Consider the following 11,448-nt stretch of genomic DNA (forward strand, 5'->3'; position numbering starts at 1 on the left):
AACAACACAATGCCATCATTTGACATTATCTCTGAAGTAGAAGCAGTAGAACTGCGTAACGCGGTAGACAACGCAAACCGTGAACTGTCGACTCGTTTCGATTTTCGCGGCGTTGAAGCAAGCTTTGATTACAAAGATGAATCAGTAAAATTGACTGCTCAAGACGATTTTCAACTGAAGCAAATGCGCGATATCCTTCGTAGCAACCTGACAAAGCGTAATGTTGATCCTAACGCGATGGAAGCGAAATCGGCAGACCAAACAGGTCGCACTTGGCACCAAACGGTTATCTTTAAGCAAGGTATCGAAACGGATGTAGCTAAGAAAATCGTTAAGCTAATCAAAGACAACAAAGTTAAGGTTCAAGCTTCTATCCAAGGCGACAAAGTTCGTGTAACCGGTAAGAAGCGTGATGACCTACAAGCTGTTATGGCTCTAGTTCGCAGCGGTGAACTTGGTCAACCTTTCCAGTTTGACAACTTCCGCGACTAATTTTTGAGTTTGAGCGACCGCTTACTTTAGGTTGCTCATTCATCAGCACAATGTCGTGTTCGAAATAGCAAAAAGCCACTTCTTTGGGAAGTGGCTTTTTATTTATCGAGTCAGTCTTATTCAGCGTCTCTAGCCGATTTCAAACAACTAGAAAGCGCTCACTTCAACTAAAATCTATCAACTCAACTGAGCACTTTGGCAACAGACAGTTTAAGGTCTTTGCCGGCCAGTAAATTGAACTCAACACTCGCTGGTGGAATAAAGACACACACTCGCAATTTCTCGGCTCTCGCTTGCTCAAGCTTGGTCGACAGCTCTCCACTGTCAGCATAACCTTCTCTTTCTGCGTCTCGGCGGCACAGGTCGACAAATTCAAATGGACAATCGCTCGGTGAAAGCACTAACTCTGCTTCTTGCATCAAACGTAGGGCCTTCATAGGCAATAACTCAACGTCTTGCTCAAATTCGATCCAAGTTACCTGACCTTCACTATCAACTTGCTCAGTCAGCGACTGTTGATAATACGATTCAAGTTGCTCCCTATCCGTCACTTGATTGATAAAACTGGATGACAAAAAGCGTTCCCAGAATTTGCGGCGTTCATCAACAGTAGGAAAGGACTCCTTAATCGAATTGCGTTTTGATGCACCAAAGTCCGCAATCAAACCTATGTTTTGTGGCAATACCGTTTCGAGTTTTTCTCTAATATTTCTCACCAAAACAGGTGATGCACCCCCACTTGAGATCGCAATTTGGATTCTTCCGCGATTTATCATTGAAGGAGTGATGAAGTCACAATAGGGTAAGTCATCGACCACATTGACAAGAATACCCATTTTTTTTGCATCATTATGTACTTGATGATTTAGGTTTGGGTTGTCTGTTGTTGCCCACACTTGTAAGTAGTTTTTCGAGATAAGTTGTGAAGAGTAAAAATTTTGAATCCAATGTAATTTATTATCATCGACAAGCTGCTTTAAGTAAGGCTCTACCTTTGGGGACACTAACGTGACATCCGCCCCAGCTCTTAACAAGCTATCGACTTTTCGGCAAGCAACCTCACCCCCACCTACCACTAAGATCGGCTTATTTTCTACATCTAAAAACATTGGGAAATAACGCATGTTCTTCCTTGAGGTGACTTCAATAACTATTCAGCCATGCTACCAAATTTGGAGCATATTAATAACTATCCAAGTACAATAAAAATATTTATTCACCAAATTTCAATCTTTCTGAAGTTTAATGTTTCATCATTGTGACATTGATTCAGAATATTAACCTAGTCAATTGTCAATATAAAAATCTAAATCTCGTTGCACCAACAGTGTGAAGCGCTGCACTATTTACATTAAGTTAACATTTGGTCATTCTAATTGTGTTCGGATTTGTGATTTCATTCAAAATTCTTTTTAAATTATACATTTGTGAAAGTACAGATCCTTTCCTAACCTTATAAATAGTTGTTTAAATCGCACACAGTTTCATTTGCAAAATGCAACCAGTTTGATTTGAGTAACAAGGTCATAGAAAACGCAACACATATAGAAAAACTCAAATGAGCACGAGTATCAGGTGTCACCTGGTTAACAAGGAAGGATACAAATGACAAATAAACTAACACTTCTTGCTTCAGTAGTAGCTGCATCAACTGCGATGATGGCAACATCAGCATCAGCGGCAGAAAGCACTCTGGACAAAGTCACATCTCAAGGTTTTCTAACTTGTGGTGTAAGTACCGGTCTTCCAGGGTTCTCTAACCCTAACTCAAAAGGTGAATGGGAAGGAATTGATGTTGAGTATTGTCAAGCTCTTGCAGCGGCTGTACTCGGTGACAAAACTAAAGTTAAGTATGTACCTCTTACTGCTAAAGAACGTTTTACCGCGCTTCAATCTGGCGAAATCGACGTACTATCTCGTAACACAACATGGACACTACATCGTGACACAGCTCTAGGTCTGAACTTCGTAGGCGTTAACTACTACGATGGTCAAGGCTTCATGGTTAAGAAAGAACTCGGTCTTACAAGTGCTCAAGAACTTGATGGCGCTTCTGTATGTGTTCAATCAGGTACAACGACTGAACTTAACCTAGCCGATTACTTCCGTAACAGTGGCATGTCTTACAAGCCAGTGGTATTCGATACGGCAGCACAAACATCTAAAGGCTTCGACGCGGGTCGTTGTGATGTGCTAACGACTGACCAATCTGGTCTTTACGCACTTCGCCTAAACTTAGCTGATCCTAAATCTGCACAGGTACTTCCTGAAATCATCTCTAAAGAGCCACTAGGCCCTGTTGTTCGTCAAGATGATGACAAGTGGTTCAACGTCGCTAAATGGACACTTTCAGCAATGATTAACGCGGAAGAGTACGGTATCTCATCTAAGAATGCTGACGAAATGCTTAAGTCAAAAGATCCAAACATCAAACGTATTCTTGGTGTCGACGGTCCTAAAGGCAAAGGCCTTGGTATTCGTGACGATTGGGGTTACCAAGTCATTAAACAAGTTGGTAACTACGGTGAGAGCTTCGAACGTACTGTTGGTACAGGTTCACCACTACAGATCTCTCGTGGCGTAAACGCACTATGGAATGCGGGCGGCTTTATGTACGCTCCACCAATCCGTTAATAAATTTACAAGCATCAATTAGGGCGGACTTTTCCGCCCTATTTATTAAATGGATTTGAGGTTATAGCAGTATGAAACCTAATGAAACTATTTCTCCAGCTCAGGCAAAGCCACAGCCCAAAAGTGCCAACCTTTTTTACAACCCCACTTTTCGCTCAATTGTTTTCCAAATTATCGCCGTCGGGGCGCTTTGTGCTTTCTTTTATACGATTGTAAATAATGCACTCACTAACTTAGATTCCCGTGGTATCGCCACTGGTTTTGATTTTTTATCCCAAGAAGCTGGTTTTGGTATCGGCTTAACACTGATTGAATACGACGAAACATTCTCATACGGTCGTACCTTCTTTATCGGTCTTCTCAATACCGCTTTGGTTTCTGTACTCGGCATAATGTTAGCCACGGTACTGGGCTTTAGTATGGGTATTGCAAGGCTCTCTTCAAATTGGTTAGTTAGCCGATTTGCAGCTATCTATATTGAGATATTCCGAAACATCCCTCTTCTGTTGCAAATCTTTTTCTGGTATTTCGCCGTTCTACAAGCCTTACCTTCTGCTCGTCAAAGTATGAGCCTTGGTGAAGCCATTTTCTTGAACGTACGTGGTTTGTACTTCCCTGCACCAGTGTTAGAGCAAGGCAGTAGTATTGTGATCGCATCATTGATTACGGGTGTCATCGCTACTTTTGTTATCAACATATGGGCTAATAACAAGCAAAAGCTAACCGGCCAACAAACACCAATGTTGCGAATTGCTGCGGCACTGATTGTGGGCTTACCATTGGTAACTTACTTTGTTATGGGCATGCCTATCTCTGCGGAGTACCCTGTTTTGAAAGGGTTTAACTTCAAAGGCGGTATTAGCATCATCCCTGAACTGGCTGCGTTGATGCTTGCTTTAAGTATCTACACTGCAGCGTTCATCGCCGAGATTGTGCGTTCAGGTATTAACGCGGTAAACCATGGGCAAACAGAGGCTGCGATGTCTCTAGGTCTCCCTAGAACACGAACCCTCAAGTTGGTGATTATTCCACAAGCATTAAGAATTATCATTCCACCATTAACCAGTCAGTATTTGAATCTGACCAAAAACTCATCACTTGCGATGGCCATTGGTTATCCCGATCTTGTTTCTGTATTTGCAGGAACAACATTGAACCAAACTGGACAAGCTATCGAAGTAATCGCGATGACAATGGGCGTCTACCTGACTCTAAGCCTATTAACATCCGCTCTAATGAACATATACAACCGCAAAGTAGCGTTGGTGGAGAGATAAGATGAGTACACATCAATTTCAACCTGATCTTCCGCCTCCAGCGAATACTGTTGGACCTGTCGGTTGGTTAAGAAAAAATCTATTTAATGGACCAATTAACAGTGTCGTCACTGTGGTCCTTGGTTATTTTGCTTTCACTTTATTGTGGGCAATAGCAGATTGGGCATTCATTAATGCTGATTGGATAGGAACAACTCGAGATGCCTGTACAAGTGATGGAGCATGTTGGGTTTTCATTAGTGTTCGTTGGGACCAATTCATGTATGGCTTCTATCCAGAAGCTGAACTGTGGCGCCCTCGCCTTTTCTACGCAACGTTAGCTATTTTTGTCGTTTTGTTAGCTTACGAAAAAACACCTAAGCGCACGTGGATTTGGTTGTTCTTCGTAAACATCTACCCGTTTATCATCGCTGGCTTACTATACGGTGGTGTATTTGGACTAGAGGTTGTTGATACCCATAAATGGGGCGGTCTACTGGTTACGCTGATCATCGCACTTGTTGGTATTGTAGTGTCACTTCCTATTGGCGTTGCATTGGCACTTGGGCGTCGTTCAGAGATGCCGATCATCCGCAGTATGTGTACCGTTTACATCGAAATTTGGCGTGGTGTACCGCTGATTACGGTTCTATTTATGGCCTCGGTAATGCTTCCGCTCTTTTTATCAGAAGGGATGGAAACCGATAAACTGATCAGAGCGTTGGTTGGGGTAGTACTATTTAGTGCGGCTTATATGGCAGAGGTAATCCGTGGTGGTTTGCAAGCAATACCAAAAGGTCAATACGAAGCCGCTGATGCTTTAGGGTTGAGCTACTGGAAAAAAACAGGGCTTATCATTCTACCTCAAGCTCTTAAAATCACGATTCCTTCAATTGTGAATACCTTTATTGGTTTGTTCAAAGATACCAGTCTGGTTTTAATTATCGGTATGTTTGATGTATTGGGAATTGGCCAAGCCGCGAATACCGATCCTGAATGGCTTGGGTTTTCAACAGAAAGTTATGTATTTGTCGCGTTAGTGTTCTGGGTGTTTTGTTTTGGCATGTCGAGATACTCGATTTGGCTAGAAAACAGACTTCACACCGGTCACAAACGATAATTAACAAGATCAAGGACGTATTATGACGCAGCAAACAGAAAACAACTCTCAAGGTCTTATGATCGAGTTAAAAGACATGAACAAGTGGTACGGTGAGTTCCACGTTCTTAAAAACATCAATTTGGAAGTTAGAAAAGGCGAGAAAATTGTTATTTGTGGCCCTTCTGGTTCAGGTAAATCAACGATGATTCGCTGTATCAACCGATTAGAAGAGCACCAAAAAGGTCATATCTTCGTTTCAGGTAATGAACTGACAGAAGATCTGAAGAACATTGAAGCCGTGCGCAGAGATGTAGGTATGTGTTTCCAACACTTCAACCTATTCCCTCACCTAACGGTTTTAGAAAACTGTACTCTGGCCCCTATTTGGGTGAAGAAGATGCCGAAAGAGGAAGCTGAAGCAATCGCTATGAAATTCCTCGAGCGTGTAAAAATCCCTGAGCAAGCGGATAAATTCCCAGGACAGCTTTCAGGTGGCCAACAACAACGTGTGGCAATCGCTCGTTCTTTATGTATGAACCCGCAAGTCATGTTGTTTGATGAACCAACATCGGCACTCGACCCGGAAATGGTTCGTGAAGTACTAGACGTTATGGTTGAGCTTGCCGAAGAAGGCATGACGATGTTGTGTGTAACGCACGAGATGGGTTTTGCTAAAGAAGTTGCCGACCGCGTTATCTTTATGGATGCAGGTGAAATCATAGAAGAGAACAACCCTGTCGACTTCTTTGAAAACCCACAATCGGACAGAACGCAGAACTTCTTGAGCCAAATCTTGCACCATTAATGTGTTATGATGCATAAACTATAGAGGCGGCTTAGGTCGCCTCTTTATTTTTCAAGGTTATAGTTAGTTTTTCAAAGGTTATAAATCATTAACCAGTAACTATGAAAGTTTGAACATCGAGTATTAGCGACACTTTATACGTCATTAGAAACACTTTGTTACACCTTAAGAAACACTTAACCGACTATTTTGATTATTATTTTAGGTATACAAAAGGAATGAAAGACTTGATTTTTCGAACTTTCAGCCCCATAAATGTACTAATAACTATTGAAGTCACCTTACGAGGAAGATTATGAACAGCCCTATGTTTTCACGCACAGCATCTCAAGAAAGTGCTCTGCAAACCAATAAAGTGTTGCGTAACACCTACGCACTACTGTCTATGACACTACTTTGGTCTGCTGTAGTAGCAGGCGTATCTATGGCGATGAACCTTCCTCGCCCTGGTCTTATCATTATGCTAATTGGTTTCTACGGCCTACTGTTCCTAACAGAAAAGAACCGTGACAATAGCATGGGTCTAGTCTTCACATTCCTATTTACAGGTTTCTTAGGCTACACCATTGGTCCAATCTTAAACATGTACGTTGGCGCAGGCATGGGTGATGTCATCCTTACTGCACTTGGTGGTACAGCATTAGCATTTATGGGTGCATCAGCTTACGCACTGACGACTAAACGTGACCTTTCATTCCTTAACGGTATGCTAATGGCTGGTTTTGTTGTTCTGCTAGTAGGGATGGTTGCAAACATCTTCCTACAAATGCCTCTACTGTCGTTAGCAATGAGCGGTATGTTCATCCTATTCTCGACTGGTGTTATTTTGCTAACAACGCAAAGCATCATCCGCGGCGGTGAAACAAACTACATCTCAGCAACGATTAGCTTGTATGTTTCTATCTACAACATCTTCATCAGCCTACTAAGCATCTTAGGTATTATGAACAGCAACGACTAATCATAGTTCGTTCAAAATTGAGCCCAAGAGCCTGTCTCTTGGGCTTTTTTGTATCTATAGTTGCAATATTCCTAGAGATAACGACGATATTTCTTGAGAAAGGCAAACGTGGTCATGTACCCTATTTACTGAGTTAAACTGATTCTGGACTAAACATGTTTGAATATAATGGCAAACAAATTGAAACCGACGCTCAAGGCTACCTATTGGACTACACACAATGGGAAGAAGGTATGATTGAGATTCTTGCTCAAGACGAGGCGATTGAACTGACTGATGCGCACTTAGAAGTGGTACATTTTGTAAGAAGCTTTTACGAAGAATTCAAAACCTCTCCGGCTGTTCGTATGCTCGTTAAAGCGATGGAAAAAGCGCACGGCCCAGAGAAAGGTAACAGTAAGTACCTATTCAAATTGTTCAAGAAAGGCCCCGCTAAACAAGCAACCAAGCTCGCAGGTTTACCTAAACCAGCAAAATGCTTGTAACGCTTAAACAACTTTAGGTTACTCTCAAGGTAAAAAGGCAAATACTGTAGTGCGCTAGCTACAGTATTTTAAACTCATCTATACGTACATCCTGTCGCTCACTTTCTTTAACTCGATGCATCACTACTTGGTCTACTGTCGCACTCGAAGGACCAATATTGAGCCATGCGTGGAACTTCTCTATGTCCTTACCCTTTCCGACAGCTAACACTTCAACTCGGCCATCATTTAGGTTCTTTGCATAGCCTGAAATGCCCAGAGCTTGTGCCTGCCTACTGGTGTGATAGCGAAAACCAACACACTGAACTACGCCTGATACGACAAAAATATATTGTGAACTTTCCATAACGTTGCCTCATAAATTGTATGAATGATATAGTTGCGACTCTATTCATTCACCGCTTATTGGTGGACTTACTTCGAGTATAACGATTATGAAAGAAATCCCATTTCGTTGGATTGACAAATATCTCATTCACCTAAAAATCCAAGAAAAGTTCTATCTACTCTTCTTATTACCTCTTCTCGCCCTGGTTATATTAACTCTTGTTTTAGATAGCGCAGCGGACTCTTTACTTGCTCATCTTTATCAAGAAGAAATGCTCCTGATGAAAGGGCTTATCGAAGCGGGTCAACTGACGAAAGATCAAGTTGCTCAACTTGTCAGTAATTCTGAAACCATCTCTTTAGGCTATGGTGTTGGTTCCGTCTCAGTTATGAACGGTGCATTCAGCTTGGTTGCTAACCATGATCAAAACTTATGGTCAGCTCTATCTACGACTCAGGTTTCAATTATCGCAGTAACCCTAACGCTGATCGCGCTGGGTGTTTACTACATCATGACTTTCATCGGTGGCGCAATGTTCTCTATGAACAAAGCGTTAAGCACGCTAGCGAGTGGTGATCTCACCTGTCGTATGAACTACTTCCTCGTTCGTGATGAGTTCAGTGAAATCGCAATTACTATTGATAAGGTAGCAGAACGTGAACAAAACATGGTTCTATCAATCCAAGAGTCTGTCGCACTCATGCAGCAGATCAGTTCTGACTTAAACCAGTCGACACAACAGAGCTCAGACATCTCGGGTAACCAACAAGAACACCTGAATAGTTTAGCAAGTGCAACGGAACAAATGGCAGCTACGATTCGTGAAGTCGCTACCCTTGCTCATGAGTCTAGCTCTCAAACTATGGACGCTCGCGGTGTTGCACAGAGTGGCCAAGTAAAAGTTTCAAATACATTGGAATCTATCTCAAGCCTATCTCAAGAAATTCAATCAGCTTCGCAAGCGGTAGAAGAGCTTGATGCTAACGCAGCGCAAATTGATGAAGTGGTCGCAACCATCAATGGCATCTCTGAACAAACTAACCTATTAGCCCTGAATGCTGCCATTGAGGCTGCACGTGCTGGCGAGCAAGGTCGTGGATTTGCTGTTGTTGCCGATGAAGTCCGTGCCCTTGCCGGCCGTACTCAACAAGCAACGGTTGAAATCCAGAGCATGATCGAATCATTACAACGTAACAGCCAATCACTGACAAAATTGATGGAAGTGACTGTTAGCAATGCTAACGAAGGTCAAACATTGATGTCGGAAGTAAACGTTGAGATTGGATCGTTAGCTGAAAAGAACCAATCTATTTCTGATAGCAGCACTCAAATTGCTACTGCTGCTGAAGAGCAAGGTGTTGTTGCTGACAACATTGCACAAAGTGTTGAAGAAATTCGTCATCAATCAGACAGCATCTGTGAAATGATCAGTAAGAGTAATGTAAATGTTGACCAACTTCGTAAGCAAAGCGATACGATGGAAGGTTTGCTGACAGGTCTTAAAGCTTAATACTCACATCTAACCACTATGTGTTAATTAATCATTGCTAGGGCTGCTTCTGCAGCCCTTTCTTATTTGCTTTTCCCTTGTACTTCCCCGACAATACCCCTCCTTCAAATTCAACAAACAGAGTAAATTATGACTCCTTCAATTCATCTAGCTAAAGGCCGAGATAAATCACTACGCCGTAAACACCCTTGGGTATTTTCACGCGGTATCGATAAGGTCGAAGGCGAACCACAACAAGGTGAAACTGTAGACGTATATGCTCAAAATGGTCAGTGGCTCGCAAAAGCAGCTTACTCACCAGAATCTCAAATTCGCGCTCGTGTTTGGACATTTGAAAAAGAAGAAATCAATAAAGCGTTTTTCATCAAAAGATTTAAAGACGCACAATCACTACGTGATGATATCATCGAACGTGACGGCCTAACGGGGTACCGATTAACAGCGGCTGAATCTGACGGCCTGCCAGGTATTACTATCGACAAGTACCAAGACTTCTTAGTTTGCCAACTACTGAGTGCTGGCGCGGAATTCAACAAAAGCGTTATCGTTGAAGCTTTAGTTGAATGCTTCCCTGAATGTAATATTTACGAACGCTCTGACGTAGCGGTTCGTAAAAAAGAAGGTTTAGAGCAAACCGTCGGCGTACTGCATGGCGTAGAGCCACCTAAGTCAGTAGTCATTGAAGAAAACGGCGTGAAGATCAGCGTGAACATTATGGAAGGCCACAAAACGGGCTTCTATATGGACCAACGTGATAGTCGCAAAGAATCTATGAAGTACGTTAAAGGCAAAGATGTCCTTAACTGTTTCTCATACACCGGTGGCTTTGGCCTTTACGCACTTAAAGGCGACGCGAAGCGTGTGATCAACGCAGACGTATCTCAACTTGCTCTTGATACAGCTAAGTTCAACGCTGAACTTAACGAGTTTGATATCTCGAAAAAGCGTGCTGTATTCCTAAACGCTGACGTATTCAAACTACTTCGAGAATACCGTGACCAGGGCACTAAGTTTGACGTAGTGATAATGGACCCACCAAAGTTTGTTTCAAGCAAGAACAACCTAACTTCAGGCGCTAACGGCTACAAAGACGTTAACATGCTAGCAATGCAAATCCTGAAGCCAGGTGGAACACTACTCACCTACTCTTGCTCAGGTTTGATGGGGGCTGACTTATTCCAAAAGATCATTGCTGATGCCGCTCTAGATGCGGGCAGAACAGTGAAGTTTGTTGAACGCTTCGAGCAAGCTGCCGATCACTTGATCGATACAGCTTACCCAGAAGGTTTCTACCTAAAAGGTTTTGCTTGTAAGGTGCTTTAATTCTAGTGCTTTAGAGTCTAGTTTTCATAGCCAAATAGACGTAATAAAAAGGTTCATCGCGGATTCACGGGAACTAATAACAAAAACGGTAGTAAGTGATATGGTTTAGTCGCCAAACAAAAATCATACACAAACTACCGTTTTCATGCTGAATCATACTTTCCTATCTTCATTCTGAGAAGGCTTTCAAATAGTAAAGTCTCATCAGACATCATCACTGATTAACCTGATTTTTAAACCTAACTCTGAGGCTAAATACCTTTGTGGCCTTGGAGCCGAAGCTATCCATGAATATCAATGGCGCCATGAAAAAGAAGCTATGTTGATCGGTGTTCCTGTTGAACTTTCCGTTCAAACACGAAGAATTAAGTGTTGTGACTGCGGTATAAAAACAGAATCTCTATCTTGGTTGGAGCCTTCTGCTCGTATAACGAAGCGCCTCAAAAGCTATATAGAACAACTACCTCTTCATGACGAAAGAAGCGGCTTTCCCCGGAAAGCCGCGATGAAACTTAAAAAAGGGCCTTTCGGCTCTTTTTCTAATACTTTAAA

At 42.3% G+C, this 11,448-nt stretch carries 11 protein-coding genes and 1 pseudogene; 10 read left to right on the forward strand and 2 right to left on the reverse strand.

Features of this window, described 5'->3' with window-relative positions; translation table 11 throughout:
- Positions 1 to 9 precede the first annotated feature (9 nt).
- Positions 10 to 492 carry a YajQ family cyclic di-GMP-binding protein gene (locus DUN60_RS07015; RefSeq protein ID WP_114633587.1) on the forward strand — a complete coding sequence of 161 codons (483 nt, stop codon included), beginning with the start codon at positions 10 to 12 and terminating at the stop codon, positions 490 to 492.
- 182 nt (positions 493 to 674) lie between these two features.
- On the opposite strand, the gene DUN60_RS07020 is transcribed toward DUN60_RS07015, so the two are convergent.
- Positions 675 to 1,616: a precorrin-2 dehydrogenase/sirohydrochlorin ferrochelatase family protein gene (locus DUN60_RS07020; RefSeq protein ID WP_017082223.1), complete on the reverse strand. Its 942-nt coding sequence runs from the start codon at positions 1,614 to 1,616 to the stop codon at positions 675 to 677.
- A gap of 481 nt (positions 1,617 to 2,097) precedes the next feature.
- On the opposite strand from DUN60_RS07020, the gene DUN60_RS07025 reads away from it, so the two are divergent.
- The 6 genes from DUN60_RS07025 (at position 2,098) to DUN60_RS07050 (ending at position 7,735) form a co-directional block, all read left to right on the forward strand.
- Positions 2,098 to 3,126, forward strand: coding sequence for an amino acid ABC transporter substrate-binding protein (locus tag DUN60_RS07025; RefSeq protein ID WP_004733634.1), 1,029 nt, complete (start codon positions 2,098 to 2,100; stop codon positions 3,124 to 3,126).
- 71 nt (positions 3,127 to 3,197) lie between these two features.
- Positions 3,198 to 4,403, forward strand: a complete 1,206-nt coding sequence (locus DUN60_RS07030) for an amino acid ABC transporter permease (protein WP_054547706.1) — start codon at positions 3,198 to 3,200, stop codon at positions 4,401 to 4,403.
- 1 nt (position 4,404) lies between these two features.
- Complete coding sequence (locus DUN60_RS07035; protein WP_004733636.1) at positions 4,405 to 5,502, forward strand: amino acid ABC transporter permease; 1,098 nt, start codon at positions 4,405 to 4,407, stop codon at positions 5,500 to 5,502.
- A 22-nt stretch (positions 5,503 to 5,524) separates the two neighbouring features.
- On the forward strand, positions 5,525 to 6,289 hold the full coding sequence (locus tag DUN60_RS07040) for an amino acid ABC transporter ATP-binding protein (RefSeq protein WP_004733637.1): 765 nt from the start codon (positions 5,525 to 5,527) through the stop codon (positions 6,287 to 6,289).
- 295 nt (positions 6,290 to 6,584) lie between these two features.
- The gene (locus DUN60_RS07045; RefSeq protein WP_114633588.1) at positions 6,585 to 7,250 is read left to right on the forward strand and encodes a Bax inhibitor-1/YccA family protein; all 666 of its coding nucleotides are present in this window, start codon (positions 6,585 to 6,587) and stop codon (positions 7,248 to 7,250) included.
- A gap of 155 nt (positions 7,251 to 7,405) precedes the next feature.
- Entirely contained in the window at positions 7,406 to 7,735 is a 330-nt protein-coding gene (locus DUN60_RS07050; RefSeq protein WP_004733621.1) for a TusE/DsrC/DsvC family sulfur relay protein, read from the forward strand.
- Between the two features lie 58 nt (positions 7,736 to 7,793).
- On the opposite strand, the gene yccX is transcribed toward DUN60_RS07050, so the two are convergent.
- Positions 7,794 to 8,081, reverse strand: a complete 288-nt coding sequence (gene yccX / locus DUN60_RS07055; protein ID WP_114633589.1) for an acylphosphatase — start codon at positions 8,079 to 8,081, stop codon at positions 7,794 to 7,796.
- An 88-nt stretch (positions 8,082 to 8,169) separates the two neighbouring features.
- Between yccX and DUN60_RS07060 the strand changes: the two genes are divergently transcribed.
- The 3 genes and pseudogenes from DUN60_RS07060 to DUN60_RS25010 all read left to right on the forward strand — a co-directional run.
- Positions 8,170 to 9,573: a methyl-accepting chemotaxis protein gene (locus tag DUN60_RS07060; protein WP_017088499.1), complete on the forward strand. Its 1,404-nt coding sequence runs from the start codon at positions 8,170 to 8,172 to the stop codon at positions 9,571 to 9,573.
- Between the two features lie 129 nt (positions 9,574 to 9,702).
- Entirely contained in the window at positions 9,703 to 10,896 is a 1,194-nt protein-coding gene (locus tag DUN60_RS07065; protein WP_114633590.1) for a class I SAM-dependent methyltransferase, read from the forward strand.
- A 190-nt stretch (positions 10,897 to 11,086) separates the two neighbouring features.
- Positions 11,087 to 11,359, forward strand: a pseudogene (locus tag DUN60_RS25010) (ISL3 family transposase); the annotation flags it as partial.
- Positions 11,360 to 11,448 lie beyond the last annotated feature (89 nt).

This window comes from Vibrio splendidus (assembly GCF_003345295.1).
Lineage (GTDB): Bacteria > Pseudomonadota > Gammaproteobacteria > Enterobacterales > Vibrionaceae > Vibrio > Vibrio splendidus_K.

Excerpts from the sequence above, each read along its gene's own strand:
- yccX (WP_114633589.1), bottom strand. The coding sequence starts at position 8,081 with ATGGAAAGTTCACAATATATTTTTGTCGTATCAGGCGTAGTTCAGTGT.
- DUN60_RS07025 (WP_004733634.1), top strand. The coding sequence starts at position 2,098 with ATGACAAATAAACTAACACTTCTTGCTTCAGTAGTAGCTGCATCAACT.
- DUN60_RS07020 (WP_017082223.1), bottom strand. The coding sequence starts at position 1,616 with ATGCGTTATTTCCCAATGTTTTTAGATGTAGAAAATAAGCCGATCTTA.
- DUN60_RS07050 (WP_004733621.1), top strand. The coding sequence starts at position 7,406 with ATGTTTGAATATAATGGCAAACAAATTGAAACCGACGCTCAAGGCTAC.
- DUN60_RS07015 (WP_114633587.1), top strand. The coding sequence starts at position 10 with ATGCCATCATTTGACATTATCTCTGAAGTAGAAGCAGTAGAACTGCGT.
- DUN60_RS07065 (WP_114633590.1), top strand. The coding sequence starts at position 9,703 with ATGACTCCTTCAATTCATCTAGCTAAAGGCCGAGATAAATCACTACGC.
- DUN60_RS07060 (WP_017088499.1), top strand. The coding sequence starts at position 8,170 with ATGAAAGAAATCCCATTTCGTTGGATTGACAAATATCTCATTCACCTA.
- DUN60_RS07045 (WP_114633588.1), top strand. The coding sequence starts at position 6,585 with ATGAACAGCCCTATGTTTTCACGCACAGCATCTCAAGAAAGTGCTCTG.
- DUN60_RS07035 (WP_004733636.1), top strand. The coding sequence starts at position 4,405 with ATGAGTACACATCAATTTCAACCTGATCTTCCGCCTCCAGCGAATACT.
- DUN60_RS07040 (WP_004733637.1), top strand. The coding sequence starts at position 5,525 with ATGACGCAGCAAACAGAAAACAACTCTCAAGGTCTTATGATCGAGTTA.
- DUN60_RS07030 (WP_054547706.1), top strand. The coding sequence starts at position 3,198 with ATGAAACCTAATGAAACTATTTCTCCAGCTCAGGCAAAGCCACAGCCC.